The organism is Microbacterium sp. NPDC058021, from assembly GCF_042885955.1.
GTDB lineage: Bacteria > Actinomycetota > Actinomycetes > Actinomycetales > Microbacteriaceae > Microbacterium.
In genome coordinates, this window is record NZ_JBHVRF010000006.1 from 204,871 (window position 1) to 218,537 (window position 13,667).

14 protein-coding genes are annotated in these 13,667 nt (G+C 71.9%); 11 read left to right on the top strand and 3 right to left on the bottom strand.

Features of this window, described 5'->3' with window-relative positions; translation table 11 throughout:
• Positions 1-21 precede the first annotated feature (21 nt).
• Positions 22-840: a DUF1206 domain-containing protein gene (locus ACFVR6_RS14260; RefSeq protein WP_386964154.1), complete on the bottom strand. Its 819-nt coding sequence runs from the start codon at positions 838-840 to the stop codon at positions 22-24.
• Positions 841-897: 57 nt separating this feature from the next.
• Here ACFVR6_RS14260 and ACFVR6_RS14265 point away from each other — a divergent pair, with 57 nt between their 5' ends.
• The 5 genes from ACFVR6_RS14265 (at position 898) to rbfA (ending at position 7,520) form a co-directional block, all read left to right on the top strand.
• Positions 898-2,757, top strand: coding sequence for a lipase family protein (locus tag ACFVR6_RS14265; RefSeq protein WP_386964156.1), 1,860 nt, complete (start codon positions 898-900; stop codon positions 2,755-2,757).
• A 97-nt stretch (positions 2,758-2,854) separates the two neighbouring features.
• Positions 2,855-3,844 carry a transcription termination factor NusA gene (gene nusA, locus ACFVR6_RS14270; protein WP_386964372.1) on the top strand — a complete coding sequence of 330 codons (990 nt, stop codon included), beginning with the start codon at positions 2,855-2,857 and terminating at the stop codon, positions 3,842-3,844.
• 54 nt (positions 3,845-3,898) lie between these two features.
• On the top strand, positions 3,899-4,150 hold the full coding sequence (locus tag ACFVR6_RS14275) for a YlxR family protein (RefSeq protein WP_386964158.1): 252 nt from the start codon (positions 3,899-3,901) through the stop codon (positions 4,148-4,150).
• Positions 4,151-4,244: 94 nt separating this feature from the next.
• A complete protein-coding gene (gene infB, locus ACFVR6_RS14280) occupies positions 4,245-7,031 on the top strand; it encodes a translation initiation factor IF-2 (RefSeq protein WP_386964160.1) in 2,787 nt (928 codons plus the stop codon).
• Positions 7,032-7,091: 60 nt separating this feature from the next.
• Positions 7,092-7,520, top strand: a complete 429-nt coding sequence (gene rbfA / locus ACFVR6_RS14285; protein ID WP_386964162.1) for a 30S ribosome-binding factor RbfA — start codon at positions 7,092-7,094, stop codon at positions 7,518-7,520.
• Positions 7,521-7,584: 64 nt separating this feature from the next.
• Here the strand turns inward: rbfA and ACFVR6_RS14290 are convergent, their stop codons facing one another.
• On the bottom strand, positions 7,585-8,451 hold the full coding sequence (locus ACFVR6_RS14290) for an A/G-specific adenine glycosylase (RefSeq protein WP_386964164.1): 867 nt from the start codon (positions 8,449-8,451) through the stop codon (positions 7,585-7,587).
• Positions 8,452-8,520: 69 nt separating this feature from the next.
• On the opposite strand from ACFVR6_RS14290, the gene ACFVR6_RS14295 reads away from it, so the two are divergent.
• Genes ACFVR6_RS14295 through ACFVR6_RS14315 form a run of 5 tightly spaced genes read left to right on the top strand, consistent with a single transcriptional unit; the run spans position 8,521 to position 11,882 of the window.
• Positions 8,521-9,171, top strand: coding sequence for a uridine kinase (locus ACFVR6_RS14295; RefSeq protein ID WP_386964166.1), 651 nt, complete (start codon positions 8,521-8,523; stop codon positions 9,169-9,171).
• Complete coding sequence (gene truB, locus ACFVR6_RS14300; protein WP_386964168.1) at positions 9,171-10,061, top strand: tRNA pseudouridine(55) synthase TruB; 891 nt, start codon at positions 9,171-9,173, stop codon at positions 10,059-10,061. The genes ACFVR6_RS14295 and truB overlap by 1 nt, the downstream gene beginning before the upstream one ends.
• Positions 10,058-10,426 carry a hypothetical protein gene (locus tag ACFVR6_RS14305; RefSeq protein ID WP_386964170.1) on the top strand — a complete coding sequence of 123 codons (369 nt, stop codon included), beginning with the start codon at positions 10,058-10,060 and terminating at the stop codon, positions 10,424-10,426. The genes truB and ACFVR6_RS14305 overlap by 4 nt, the downstream gene beginning before the upstream one ends.
• A 35-nt stretch (positions 10,427-10,461) precedes the next feature.
• A complete protein-coding gene (locus tag ACFVR6_RS14310; protein ID WP_386964172.1) occupies positions 10,462-10,908 on the top strand; it encodes a hypothetical protein in 447 nt (148 codons plus the stop codon).
• Positions 10,905-11,882: a bifunctional riboflavin kinase/FAD synthetase gene (locus ACFVR6_RS14315; protein ID WP_386964174.1), complete on the top strand. Its 978-nt coding sequence runs from the start codon at positions 10,905-10,907 to the stop codon at positions 11,880-11,882. Before ACFVR6_RS14310 ends, ACFVR6_RS14315 begins: the two co-directional genes overlap by 4 nt.
• 6 nt (positions 11,883-11,888) lie before the next feature.
• On the opposite strand, the gene deoC is transcribed toward ACFVR6_RS14315, so the two are convergent.
• The gene (deoC, locus tag ACFVR6_RS14320) at positions 11,889-12,605 is read right to left on the bottom strand and encodes a deoxyribose-phosphate aldolase (protein WP_386964176.1); all 717 of its coding nucleotides are present in this window, start codon (positions 12,603-12,605) and stop codon (positions 11,889-11,891) included.
• Between the two features lie 127 nt (positions 12,606-12,732).
• On the opposite strand from deoC, the gene ACFVR6_RS14325 reads away from it, so the two are divergent.
• The gene (locus tag ACFVR6_RS14325; protein WP_386964178.1) at positions 12,733-13,632 is read left to right on the top strand and encodes a glycerophosphodiester phosphodiesterase; all 900 of its coding nucleotides are present in this window, start codon (positions 12,733-12,735) and stop codon (positions 13,630-13,632) included.
• The last annotated feature ends 35 nt before the right edge of the window (positions 13,633-13,667 follow it).

Here is a 13,667-nt window from a genome sequence, read left to right on the forward strand (position 1 = left end):
CGCCGGGGTGACCTCACCCGGTCACAGGGTCGCGTAGCGCGCCCGGAAGGCGCAGAACACGCCGTAGGCGATGAATCCGATCCCCACTGCTGCCACCAGCGTGGGGCCGAGCATCATGCCCAGCAGCGCCTGCAGCGCGCCGTCGAGGCCTCCGGCCGCCGACGGGTCGGTCGTCGCGGCCGCGACGGTCAGCAGCACCCCGATGATGGCGAGGGCGATGCCCTTGGCGATGAACCCGACGACGCCGAGGGTCGTGGCCACGCGCCCGAGCCCCGTGGCGGGGATGTCCATCTTGTTGCGGAAGCTGCGCCGCACGCCCATGACGACGAACACGACGCCGCCGATGCCGATGCCGATGCCCACGAGCCCCAGCACGAACGGGCCGCCGGGGACGCCGAGAACGCCCCGGCTGGCATCCTCGGCAGTGCCCTCCGCATCGGGCCGGGCGCCCAGCGCCACGGCGGCGGCGATGAACCCCAGCGCGATGAAGATCACCGCCTGGCCCCATTCCGAGATGCGCTGTCCCCACTTCTTGACGAAGCCCTTGACGTCGTCCTTGCCGCGGGCGAGCACGCCGGCGGCCAGATGCCACGTCCCCAGCGCCCACAGCGCGATCGCCAGCACCCACAGGGCGGCGAAACCGAGCGGCGCCGCGGCGATCGCCTTGAAGGCGCCCGCCTGATCGCTCTCGCCGTCGCCGCCGAGCGCGATCACGAGCGCGATGGCCCCGATGAGGGCGTGCACCACGCCGTTCGCGGCGTAGCCGGCGCGGGCGCCGATGCGCGCGGCGGGGTGGCGCGCGATCTCTCGGGCGGCGCGCCGTGGCGTGGCGTGGGTCACGGCCACAGCCTAGGCGCACGCAGGGTTCGCGAAGGTGCGCGCGGGTACGATTCCGGGGTGAACAGCCGAGATCGCGGATGGCGGGCCCGCTGGGCCTCCCTTCCGCGTCTCATCGTGCGCGCCCCCGCGCCCGTGCTCCTCGTCGTCGGGGTGATCGTCGTCGCGCTGGGCCTGCTCATCGTCTTCCGCCCGCTCACCTCGCTCCTGCTCCTGGCCGTCTACATCGGGGCCAGCGCCGTGGCTGCGGGCATCGCGGAGCTGCTCTCGCCCCGCGGCTCGCGGCGCTGGAACCGCGCCTTCGGGATCGCGTGGATCGTCGGCGGGCTCGCGGTGGCCATCTGGTTCGGCCAGCGCCTGGACCTCCTGCCCGCCGCCCTCGCGGTGCTGCTGATCATCGCCGGCGTCGCGTCGCTGGGCGACGCGGTGCTGCGCGGCACGGTCAGCCAGCGTGTGCTGTACCTGGCATGGGGCGGCGCGCAGATCGTGTTCGGCGTGCTGGCGCTGACCTGGCCCGACGTGAGCGTGCTGGTGGTGGCGGTGCTGTTCGGTGCGCGCACCGTCGTCTTCGGCGTGAGCCTCATCACCCGTGGCATCCGCGCCATCGTCGCGGGCGGACGGGAGGATGCCGCGGCGCCGCCCGCCCCGCCCAGCCGCGCGCGTCGCACGTGGGCCGCCGTCGGACGCTATGCCGTCGCGCTGCTGCTGGTGATCACCGCCGCCGGCGGCTCCTGGCTGAACGGCTGGCTCGCCGACGGTGCGCCGGTCGTCGACGCCTTCTACGACCCGCCGGCCGAGGTGCCCGACGGGCACGGGCGCCTGATCCGCTCCGACGCGTATCAGGGTGCCGCCCCCGCCGGCGCGACCGTCCGCCGCATCCTCTACACGACGCGGTCCAGCATCGGCGACCCCGCCGTGGCCAGCGCCCTCGTGATCGTCCCTGATGAACCGTCGGACGAGCCCCGCCCCGTCGTCATCTGGAACCACGGCACGACCGGCGTCGCGCGCGGCTGCGCGCCCAGCCTCGCCGGTGGGACCGCGACCCGATGGGCCATCCCCGACGTCGACCGCGCCGTGGCCAACGGCTGGGTGGTCGTGGCCCCCGACTACACCGGGCAGGGTGCGCCGGGAGACTTCCCGTACCTGATCGGGCGCGGCGAAGCGCGCTCTGCGCTGGACGCGGTGCTGGCGGCGGGGGAGTTCGACGACCTCACCCTGTCGCCGCGCACGCTCGTGTGGGGTCACTCGCAGGGCGGCCACGCAGCGCTGTGGACCACCCAGATCGCGCCGGACTACGCCCCCGGCATCGACGTGCGCGGCACGGCGGTGCTCGCCCCCGCTGCCGACCCGCTGGCCCTGGCCGAAGAGCTCGCCGCCCCCGACGGCGCCGGCGCGCTGCTGACGGTCATGGTCTCCTGGGTGCTGGTGCCGTATTCCGAGACCTACGCCGATGTGAAGATCGAGGACTACGTCGCCTCGGGCGCGCGTCAGGTGGTGCGGGAAATGGCGCAGCGGTGCCTGAGCGAACCGGGTGTCGTCGTCTCCGCGCTCACCGCGCTCGGCCTCTCGGAGGACGAGCCGATCGCGGTCTCCGACCTGACGACGGGGGCCCTCGGCGATCGCCTGGCCGACAACGTGCCGGAGGGCCCGTGGGCAACGCCGATCTTCGTCGGGTGGGGCTCCGAGGATGAGGTGCTGCCGACCGTGCTGCAGCGCCGTCTCGTCACGCAGCTGTGCGACAGCGGCGAACGCGTCATGGACTGGGTGGTGCCGGGGGGGCACCATCAGGACATCCTGCAGCCGGGATCCGAGGTGCTGCCGCTGATGCTGCGGTGGAGCGAGACGGTGCTGGAGGCGGACATCGACACCCCCGAGGGCGCGCAGCGCGCGGATCGGGTGTTCGACACCTGCCCCGGGTGAGCGGGCTCCCAGGTCGGCCCCCGCGGCATCCGGTAACGTATACGGGATGCGGTCGCGCCACTCGCGCACCGCGACAGAGCTGAATAGGGAGGACACCGTGGACATCGATCTCGGACTGTTGAAGACGATCGAGCGCGAGAAGGAAATCCCCTTCGATGAGCTCGTGGCCATCATCGAGCAGGCGATCCTCACCGCCTACGGCAAGCACACCTCCCCGAGCGGCGAGCTGCCCGAGGGCACCCGTGTCGAACTCGACCGCAAGTCCGGTCATGTGGCCATCTACGTGCCGCTGCTCGACGACGAGGGCGCCGTCATCGGCGAAGAGGAGACCACCCCCGAGGACTTCGGTCGCATCGGCGCGTTCGCCGCGAAGCAGGTCATCGGCCAGCGACTGCGCGACATCGCCGACGACGCCGTGCTGGGGGAGTTCCGCGGCAAGGAGGGCGACATCGTCGCCGGCGTCGTGCAGCAGGGCCCGAACCCCCGCATGGTGCACGTCGACCTCGGCACGGTCGAGGCGATCCTGCCTCCCGAGGAGCAGGTGGCGGGCGAGAGCTACCCCCACGGCTCCCGCCTCCGCGTGTACGTCACGAGCGTCTCCAAGGGGCTGAAGGGCCCGCAGATCACCGTGTCCCGCACCCACCCGGGGCTCGTGCGCAAGCTGTTCGCGCTCGAGGTCCCCGAGATCGCGTCGGGGCTCGTGGAGATCGTCTCGCTGGCTCGCGAGGCCGGACACCGCAGCAAGGTCGCCGTCATGGCCACCGACCCGTCGATCAACGCCAAGGGCGCATGCATCGGTGAGCTCGGTCGGCGCGTGCGGGCGGTGACCGAGGAGCTCGGCGGCGAGAAGATCGACATCGTCGACTACAACCCGGAGCTGGCCGCGTTCGTCGCGAACGCCCTGTCCCCGGCGAAGGTGACCTCCAGCTTCATCCTCGACGCCTCGACCAAGGCCGTGCGCGCCCTCGTCCCCGATTACCAGTTGTCGCTGGCGATCGGAAAGGAAGGACAGAACGCACGTCTGGCCGCCAAACTCACCGGCGCGAAGATCGACATCCAGCCCGACAGCATCCTGGAGGAGAGCTGATCCCCGAGGCCTCGCCTCGGTGTGGCATCCGCTCGGGATGCGGGAGGGGGTAGGATGGAACCCGTTCGAACGTGCGTGGGGTGCCGCGCACGTGCCCCCCGGGCCACGCTCACCAGAGTCGTGGCCTTCGATACGCAGCTCGTCGTAGACGAGCGGGCGGCGATGCCGGGACGGGGCGCGTGGGTGCACGGTACGCATGAGTGCGTGGATGCCGCCATCCGGCGCCGTGCCTTCGGGCGAGCATTGCGTGTGTCAAGTCCGCTTGACACGCAGACCCTTCAGAACCACTTCCAGCGAAACGGCTGAACGGCTATGGACTCAAAGTGAACGGCTCGAAATGAGACCCGTCCGCAACTAGTGGTCTGCTCCTGTCTGGGGCAGACCTTCAGACAGGAGAATTGTGGCAAAACCACGCGTGCACGAGATCGCTTCAGAACTCGGCGTCGACAGCAAGGTCGCCCTTGCGAAGCTGAAGGAGCTCGGCGAATTCGTCAAGAGCCCCTCCTCGACCATCGAGCCCCCCGTGGCTCGCAAGCTCCGTCAGGCCCTGCAGGCCGACGGCGCGAAGCCCGCAGGCACCACGCCTGCACAGGGCACCTCCGCGCGTCCGGGTCGCCCCGGTCCCGCGCGCCCCGCGGCCCCGAGCGCCCCCGCGTCCTCGGCCCCGACCCCGGGAGCGGCCAAGCCCGCTCCGGCACCGGCTCCCGCTCCGGCTCCGGCCGCACCCGCGGCCCCCGCCGCCGCCACGCCGGCAGCACCGGCACCGGCTCCGTCCGAGGCGACCACGTCCGAGGCGGCCAAGCCCGCTGCGGCCAAGCCCGCTGAAGGCGGCACCGACGCTCCCACCCCCGGCGCCCCGCGTCCGGGTGGCGCGCCGCGCCCCGGCAACAACCCCTTCGCCTCGGCGCAGGGCATGGGCCAGCGTCCCGCCGGCCCGCGCCCCGGCAACAACCCCTTCGCCTCGGCGCAGGGCATGGGCCAGCGCCCCAGCCCCGGCAACATCCCGCGTCCGCAGGCGCCGCGTCCCGGCGCCCCGCGCCCCGGTGCCCCGCGCCCCGGTGGCGCCGGTCGTCCCGGCGGCGGCGGTCGTCCCGGCGCCCCGTTCCAGCAGCGTCCCGGCGGCCCCGGTCGTCCCGGCGGTGCGCCCGGCGGATTCCAGCGCCCCGGCGGTCCGCCCGCCGGTGGTTTCGCCGGTCGTCCCGGTGGCGGCGGTGGCCGTGGTCGTGGCCCCGGCGGTGGTACCGCAGGTGCCTTCGGTAAGGGCGGCGGCAAGTCCAAGCAGCGCAAGTCGCGGCGGGCGAAGCGGCAGGAATTCGAGATGCGGTCGGCGCCCGTCGTCGGCGGCGTCAACGTCTCGCGCGGTAACGGCGAGATCATCCGCATGCGCCGCGGCGCATCGATCGCCGACTTCGCGGACAAGATCGAGGCCATCACCGGTTACACGGTGCAGCCCGGCACGCTCGTGACGATCCTGTTCAACCTCGGCGAGATGGCCACGGCCACCGAGTCGCTGGACGAGGCCACGTTCGAGGTGCTCGGCGAGGAGCTCGGCTACAAGATCCAGATGGTCTCGCCCGAGGACGAGGACAAGGAGCTCCTCGAGAGCTTCGGTCTGGACCTCGAGGCGGAGCTGGAGGCCGAGAGCGAGGACGACCTCGAGATCCGTCCCCCCGTCGTGACCGTCATGGGCCACGTCGACCACGGTAAGACGCGACTGCTCGACGCCATCCGCCAGACCAACGTGGTCGCGGGCGAGGCCGGCGGCATCACGCAGCACATCGGTGCTTACCAGGTGTGGACCGAGCACGAGGGCATCGAGCGCGCGATCACCTTCATCGACACCCCGGGTCACGAGGCGTTCACCGCCATGCGTGCCCGCGGTGCGCAGGTGACCGACCTCGCGATCCTCGTGGTCGCCGCCGACGACGGCATCATGCCGCAGACGGTCGAGGCCCTCAACCACGCTCAGGCTGCCAACGTGCCGATCGTGGTCGCCGTGAACAAGGTCGACAAGCCCGACGCCAACCCGGCCAAGGTGCGCCAGCAGCTCACCGAGTACGGTCTGGTCGCCGAGGAGTACGGCGGCGACGTCATGTTCGTCGACGTCTCGGCTCGTCAGGGCACCAACATCCAGGCCCTCCTGGATGCCGTCCTGCTGACGGCCGACGCCGGGCTCGACCTCACGGCCAACCCGAACAAGGCCGCCCGTGGTGTCGCGATCGAAGCGAAGCTCGACAAGGGTCGCGGTTCGGTTGCCACCGTGCTCATCCAGTCCGGAACGCTGCGCGTCGGTGACGCGATCGTCGCCGGCACCGCCTACGGCCGCGTGCGTGCCATGGTCGACGAGAACGGCGACGCCGTCGAAGAGGCTTACCCCTCGCGTCCGGTGCAGGTGCAGGGTCTGAACTCGGTGCCGCGCGCCGGCGACACGTTCATCGTGACCGAAGAGGACCGCCTCGCCCGCCAGATCGCCGAGAAGCGTGAAGCGGCCGAGCGCAACGCGCAGCTGGCCAAGGCCCGCAAGCGCATCTCGCTCGAGGACTTCACCCGCGCTCTGCAGGAGGGCAAGGTCGAGTCGCTCAACCTCATCATCAAGGGTGACGTCTCGGGTGCCGTGGAGGCGCTGGAGGAGTCGCTGCTGAAGATCGAGGTCGACGACTCCGTGCAGCTGCGCATCATCCACCGCGGTGTGGGTGCCGTGACCGAGTCCGACGTGAACCTCGCGACGATCGACAACGCGATCGTCATCGGGTTCAACGTGCGCCCCGACGCCAAGGCACGTGAGCGTGCCCAGCGCGAAGGCGTGGACATCCGGTTCTACTCGGTCATCTACAACGCGATCGACGATGTCGAGCAGTCGCTCAAGGGCCTGCTCAAGCCGGAGTACGAAGAGGTCCAGTCGGGCGTCGCGGAGATCCGCGAGGTGTTCCGCTCCTCCAAGTTCGGCAACATCGCCGGTGTCATCGTGCGGTCGGGAACGATCACGCGCAACGCCAAGGCCCGCGTCATCCGCGACGGTGTCGTGGTGGCCGACGGCCTGGCGATCGAGTCGCTGCGTCGCTTCAAGGACGACGTCACCGAGGTGCGCACGGACTACGAAGCCGGTATCGGCCTCGGCAAGTTCAACGACATCCAGATCGGTGACGAGATCGAGACCACCGAGATGGTCGAGAAGCCGCGAGGCTGATCACCCGGCGGGAGGCGCCTCGCGGCGCCTCCCGCCCCCATCACTTCCAGGGAGAGAACCATGTCTTCAGAGCGTCAGGCGAGGCTCGCCGATCGCATCCGCGTGCTGATCGCGGAGAGGCTCGAGAAGGGTCTTCGCGACCCGCGTCTGGGCTTCACGACGATCACCGACGTGAAGGTCACCGGCGATCTGCAGCACGCGTCCGTCTTCTACACGGTGCTGGGCACCGAGAAGGAGCGGACGGATTCCGCTGAGGCGCTGCGTGCGGCCACCGGCATGCTCCGCAGCGAAGTCGGGCGCAAGCTCGGCGTGCGGCTCACCCCGACCCTCGAGTTCATCCCCGACGCGATCCCCGAGAACGCCGGGCACATCGAGGACCTGCTGCGCGAGGCGCGCGAGCGCGACGCCGCCGTGGCGGGGCTCGCCACCGGAGCCGCCTACGCCGGCGACGCCGACCCCTACGTCAAGCCCCGCGAAGACGCCGAGTGAGCATTCGCCCCGCCGAGTGAGCATTCGCGCCTGCGAGTGAGCATTCGCGCCTGCGAGTGAGTACTCAGCGGGGGAGCGCGAGCATCCCGTCGGATGCCTCTACGAGGCCGTCCGCGATGAGCGAGTCGATCGCCCGGTCGCGCTGGCGCTGATCCGGCCAGTCCGCGATCACGCCGTCCGCAGCCACCGCGTGCGCCGTGGCATCCCGCAGCACCCGCAGCACGGCACCCCGCGCCTGCCGGTCGCTGCCCTCGTAGCGCGCCTGTCGGCGTCGCTCGTCGCCGGTGTCGGGGTACCCCGCCGCCCGCCACGCGCAGACCTCCGCGAGCGGGCACGCCGCGCACCGCGGCACCCGCGCCGTGCAGACCAGGGCGCCGAGCTCCATCGCCGCGGCGTTGACGATCGCGGCATCAGCATCGTCCACCGGCAGCACGGCCGCCATCGCGGCGAGGTCCCGCTTGGCGGGAGCACCTGGCTGCGACCTGCCGTCGACGACACGCGCCAGCACGCGTCGCGTGTTCGTGTCGACGACCGGATGCCGCTGCCCGTACGCGAACACGGCGACCGCGCGGGCCGTGTAGTCGCCGATCCCGGTGAGCGCGAGGAGCGCGTCCACGTCGGCGGGCACGACACCCGCGTGCCGATCGCGGATCTGGACCGCGGCGCGGTGCAGCCACAGCGCCCGGCGCGGATAGCCGAGGTTCGCCCACTGGCGCACGGCCTCGGCCGGCGCGGCGGCGGCGAGGTCCGCCGGCTGGGGCCAGCGGTCCAACCACGCCGTCAGATGCGGAACCACACGCGCGACCGGCGTCTGCTGCAGCATGAACTCGCTCACCAGCACGCCCCACGCCCCGAACCCGGCCCGGCGCCACGGCAGGTCGCGCGCGGTGTCGCGGTACCACGCGATGAGCGGGGCGGCGAGGTCGGGCACCGCAACAGCCTACGTCGCAGCCGGCGGCGGCCGTGCCGGGCGGCGGTCGGCACATCGTAGGCTGGAGGGATGCCGCACACTGCTCCCGACCTGTGGCGCGAGCTGCGCGACGAGGTGCGACAGCACCATTCCCGCGGCCGCGTGCTCATCGCCGTCGACGGCATCGATGCCGCAGGCAAGACGCGGTTCGCCGACGGTTTCGCGACCGCGTTCGACGGCGCGGTGTTCCGCGCCTCCGTCGACGGCTTCCACCGCCCGCGCGCCGACCGCTACGCCCGCGGTCGCACCTCGCCCGAGGGCTTCTACCGCGACTCGTACGACTACGACACGTTCCGCAGCGCCCTGATCACCCCCTTCCGCAGCGGCGAGCCGTTCCGCACCGCCGTGTGGGACGTCGACCGCGACGAGCCGGTCGAGGCGGCGCCGCAGACGGCTCCCGAGGATGCCGTGCTCATCGTCGACGGCATCTTCCTGCACCGCCCCGAACTGCGCGGGCTGTGGCACTGGTCGGTGTGGCTGGACGTGCCCATCGACATCGCCCACGAGCGGCTGGTGGCCCGCGACGGCGGCGACCCCGACCCGGCGGACGCCGTCAACCGCCGCTACCGCGAGGGGCAGGAGCTCTACCTGCGCGAGGCCGACCCGCGCCGGGCGGCATCGGCCATCGTCGACAACACCGACTGGGCACACCCCGTGCGCAGCTACCGGGACTTCTGCTGATGCCCGCCGGGATCCTCCTCGTCGACAAGCCGGGCGGCATCACGAGCCACGATGTCGTCGCGCGCGCACGCAAGGCGCTCGGCACCCGCAAGGTCGGCCACGCCGGCACCCTCGACCCCATGGCGACGGGGCTGCTCGTGCTGGGCGTCGACAGTGCGACGCGGCTGCTCACCTTCATCGTCGGCCTCGACAAGACCTACGAGGCCACCATCCGGCTGGGGGTTGCGACCGACTCCGACGACGCCGACGGCACGGTGACGTCGACGGCGGATGCCGCGACCCTCGCCGCTGTCGCCGATGACGCCGTCGCGGCCGGCATCGCCGCCCTCACCGGCGACATCTCGCAGATCCCGAGCCGGGTGTCGGCGATCAAGGTCAACGGCAAGCGCGCGTACGACCTGGCACGCGCCGGCGAAGAGGTTCAGCTGGCGGCGCGGGCGGTGACGGTGTCGCGGTTCGACGTGCGCGACACCCACCGCGCCGAGAGCACGATCGACCTCGACGTCGTCGTGGACTGCACGAGCGGCACCTACATCCGCGCGCTCGCCCGCGACCTCGGCGATGCGCTCGGCGTCGGCGGCCACCTCACGGCGCTCCGCCGCACGCGCATCGGCCCGTTCGAGGTGGCCGACGCCGTCGCCGTCGACGACATCGCCGCCGACGCCCTCGTGCCGCAGGCGCAGGTGGCCGCGCGCGTGCTCGGCGCCTTCCCCGTCAGCGCGGACGAGGCACGCGACCTCCGCCACGGCAAGCGTCTCACCGGCGCCGCCGGGCGACTGGAGCGCGTGCCGATGGCCGCGATCGATCCCGACGGCCACCTCGTCGGGGTGGTCGAACGCCGCGGCGCCGATGTGAAGAGCGTCATGAACGTCCCGGAGGAGCCGGCATGATCTTGTGGTTCACGTACCTGCTGGTGGCCGTCGCGGTCGTCTCGGGGCTGATGTGCGTGGTCCTGGGGCTCGCGGGCCGCCGCCCGAGCGACCTCACCGTGGGCGCGCTCGCGATCGTCGAGCTCATGCTGCTGTCACAGGTGGTCATGGCCATCGCCGCCCCGTTCGCCGGCAACGCACCCACCGGCAGCGCGCTGGAGTTCTGGGTCTACCTCGTCTCGGCCGTGCTGCTGGCGCCTGCTGCCGTGCTGTGGGCGCTCATCGAGCGCAGCCGCTGGAGCACCGTCATCCTCGGGGTCGCCGCGCTGTCGGTCGCGGTCATGGTGTGGCGCATGCAGGTCATCTGGACGGTGCAGGGGGCATGAGCCGGCTCGCCACCGCGCCTAAACTGGGGCGCGACATGTCCTCCCGCCCGCGTATGACCGGCGTCGGCCGCGTGCTCGTGGTCGTCTACGCGATCATGGCCCTCGGCGCGACGGGGCGCTCGTTCGTCCAGATCGTCGAGCGCTTCGATGAAGCGCCGCTCGCGTATTCGCTGTCTGCCGCGGCTGCCGTGGTCTACATCGTGGCCACGCTCGCCCTCGTATTCGCCGGCAGCAGGGCCTGGTACATCGTCGCGTGGGTGGCGATCTGCTTCGAACTGGCCGGCGTCATCGTCGTCGGCACGCTCACCTTCGTCATGCCCGCCCTCTTCGACCACCCGACGGTGTGGTCCTGGTACGGCGAGGGATACCTGTTCATTCCGCTCGCGCTGCCCTTCCTCGGGCTCTGGTGGCTCTGGACCCACCGGCCCGGTGCCGAGCCCCTGACCGAGTCCGAGCCCGCCGTGGAGAGGTCGTCCTGGTGATCACATTCCGCGATCCCGCCGAGGTCCCCGCCGGGTTCGGTCCGTCGGTCGTCGTCATCGGCAAGTTCGACGGCGTGCACACCGGCCATCGCGCCGGCATCGACCGCGCGCGCGTCGAGGCGGCATCCGAAGGCGCCCGTGTCGTCGCGGTCACCTTCGACCGCAATCCGCTCAGCGTGCTGCGCCCTGAGATCTGCCCCGAAGAGCTGGTGAGCGTCGACCAGAAGCTGTCCCTGCTCGCCGAGACGGGGGTGGATGCCACGCTCGTGCTGCATTTCGACCGTGCGCTGGCCGACCTCGCGCCCGACGAGTTCGTGCGCCGCGTGCTCGTGGATGCGATCGGTGCGGTCACGGTGTTCGTGGGCGAGGACTTCCGGTTCGGCCGCGGGGGAGCGGGCGATCCGCGGCTGCTGGCTGATCTCGGCCGCGAGCACGGCTTCCAAGTGGAGGTCATCGACGACATCCGCGCGCACGACCACGGCCGCCGGGTGTCCTCCACCTGGATCCGCAGTCTCCTCGCGGAGGGCGACGTCGAGTCCGCCGCCCGGCTGCTGGGACGCCCGCCCGCCGTGCGCGGCGAGGTCGTGCACGGCCTCAAGCGGGGACGCGAACTGGGCTTCCCGACCGCGAACCTGTCGATCGACTCCGAAGGCTTCGTCCCGGCGGACGGCATCTACGCCGGCTGGCTCGTCGACCAGGGCGCCATCGAAGGGGCCGATGCCACCCCGCCCCCGCACGCCACGACGCGCTACCCCGCGGCGATCTCGGTGGGGACGAACCCCACGTTCGACGACGTCGAGCGGCGGCAGGTGGAGGCCTACGTGCTCGACGAGACCGACCTCGACCTGTACGGGCACCGGGTCGAGGTGCACTTCATCCGTCGCATCCGCGGAATGGTCGCCTTCGAGGGGATCGAGGCGCTCATCGCGCAGATGACCGATGATGTGGCGCGCGTGCGCGCCACGCTGCAGTAGCGCCGGTCAGTACGACGACTCGTCGACGGTGCCCGATGCGGCCTCGCCGGCGTGGATCGCCCGCAGCTCGCCCAGGATCGTCGCGCTGGCACTGGTGCCCAGCCGCGTCGCGCCGGCATCGAGCATCGCCAGCGCCGTGTCGAGGCTGCGCACCCCGCCGGAGGCCTTCACCGCCACCCGCTCGCCGACGTTCGCGCGCATGAGACGCACGTGCTCGACGGTGGCGCCGCCGCCGGCGAAACCGGTGGAGGTCTTGACGAAGTCCGCGCCGCCGGCCTCGGTCAGGCGGCTGCCGCGGGCGATCTGCTCGTCGTCCAGCAGGCTGGTCTCGAGGATCACCTTCGTGATGAGGCCTCCTGCGGCATCCACGACGGCGCGGATGTCGTCGACGACGACATCGTCGAAGCCCGAGCGCAGCGCGCCGATGTTGATGACCATGTCGAACTCGGTCGCACCGTCCTCGAACGCGCGGATCGTCTCGGCGACCTTCGCCGTGGTCGAGGTCGTGCCGTGGGGGAAGCCGATGACCGTGCCCACCGCGACACCGGTGCCGTCGAGGCGCCGCACGGCGTACGGGATGTCGGAGGGTCGCACGCACACGCTGAAAACGCCCCATTCGGCGGCGATGTCCAGTTCGGCGTCGACGTCGGTGCGGGTGAAGTCCGGCTTGAGGATCGCGTGGTCGATCGTGGCGGCCAGTTCGCGTTCAGTGAGGCGGGGCATGGCTCCAGCGTAGCCGCGCGCGCCCGGCCGATGGCGCGGGCGAGTCGGAGATAACGGAAAGGTAACGGCGTGTGTAGAGTCGTGCCACGCGTCGATGGCGACGCGCTGGGGAAGAAGGACTCGCGTCATGCCCGAAGCCACCGTGAGCGCACCCGGTTCCGACCGCGGTGTCGCCCTCGTCATCGTCTGCGCCCTCGCCGCGGCGAGCCTCGTGATCGCGCTCGTGGGCGCGGGACCCGCGCGGGTGAGCGCGCACGAGCTGCTGGGGGCCGAGCGGGCGCCGGGCGAGCGCGCCTTCATCGCGAGCCACCGCGGTGGGGCCGCCGCCGCCCCCGAGAACACCCTGCCGGCGGTGCAGGCGGCCCTGGAGGCGGGCTTCGACTACGTCGAGGTCGACCTCGCCCTCACGGCGGACCGTCACGCCGTGCTCATGCACGACGCCACCGTCGACCGCACGACCGACGGTCACGGCCGTCTCGCCGCGTTGACCCTGGCGGAGGTCCGGCGACTGGATGCCGGCTCGTGGTTCTCCGCCGCCTTCGCCGGCACGCCGGTGCCGACGGCGACGGAGTTCCTCGACGTCCTCGCGGCGTCGGGGCATCGGGCGATCATCGAGTTGAAGGGCGAGTGGGATGCCGCCGCGGCCGCCATGCTCGCCGCCGAGATCGCCGCGCGCGGACTGGATGAGCGGATCATCGTCGCGAGCTTCGACGCGCGGACGCTGGCGGCCGTCGAAGCGGCGGACAGCCGGCTGCCGCTGCTGATCGTCCTCAAGCGCCTGCCCACAGACGTCGTGGCGGCGGCACGGCAGTTCGGAGCCCGCGGCATCCTGATCGACCGGCGTGCCGTGACGGCGCGGCCGGGAGTCGTGGACGAGCTGCATGCGGCGGGTCTGCGGGTGGTGGTGTACACGCTCAACTCCGACGAACAGTGGGATGCCGCCACGGCCGCGGGCGTCGACGGCATCGTCACCGACGACCCCGCGATGCTGTCGACGTGGCAGGAGCAGGTGCTCGCCGACGAATGAGGTGGCCCGGCCCGATGGCCGCGTGGTGCCGCGAG